This window comes from Enterobacter sp. HMSC16D10 (assembly GCF_001807145.1).
Taxonomy (GTDB): Bacteria; Pseudomonadota; Gammaproteobacteria; order Enterobacterales; family Enterobacteriaceae; genus Enterobacter; species Enterobacter roggenkampii.
Genome location: NZ_KV787863.1, coordinates 1 through 517 on the forward strand (window position 1 = coordinate 1; position 517 = coordinate 517).

Below are 517 nucleotides of genomic sequence, written 5' to 3' on the forward strand. Positions count from 1 at the left end.
CTGTATGACCGGATACATAGGTGACAGATCAGACCGGGAACATAGGTAACACTTTTAGTCTATCCGCACCACACTCTGGGTTTTTCGGTCGTAGTACGCAAGCGTTATTCCGTTGAAGATGATGGCCTCCAGGCCATCATCCTGTTCTTCCAGCATGATGTACTCATCAGTCAGCGCTTCACTCAGGAACACCGTCCCCTTTTTCCCCATATAGAGTGTCCCCCTCGATTTCACCCTGTAGACCGTTCCTCCTGACGGATAGGCATAGTCAGGAACACGGCCATCCCACTGGCGCTTCGAGGGGTGCCACACCGTTCCGGGCGTTGCACCCGCCAGGGCTTCATGCGGTCTTTCGTAGTTAAATTCTTCCCGGTAGTCACTGAACCACCGCTGTTGTTCTTCCATCGTCATGAAGGTGTTCCCCTGCGCCAGCGCACTTTTCAGGGAACGGTGCATGCGTTCGTGCCGCCCGTTCTCTTCGGGATGGCCCGCCGGATACGCTCCGGTCTGACGCCCA

The 517-nt window shown here is 55.7% G+C and carries 1 protein-coding gene; it reads right to left on the bottom strand.

The features are described 5' to 3' along the window. Positions 1-54: 54 nt before the first annotated feature. On the bottom strand, positions 55-517 hold a 463-nt coding region (locus HMPREF3143_RS09115), incomplete at its 5' end, for an integrase core domain-containing protein (RefSeq protein ID WP_139145859.1).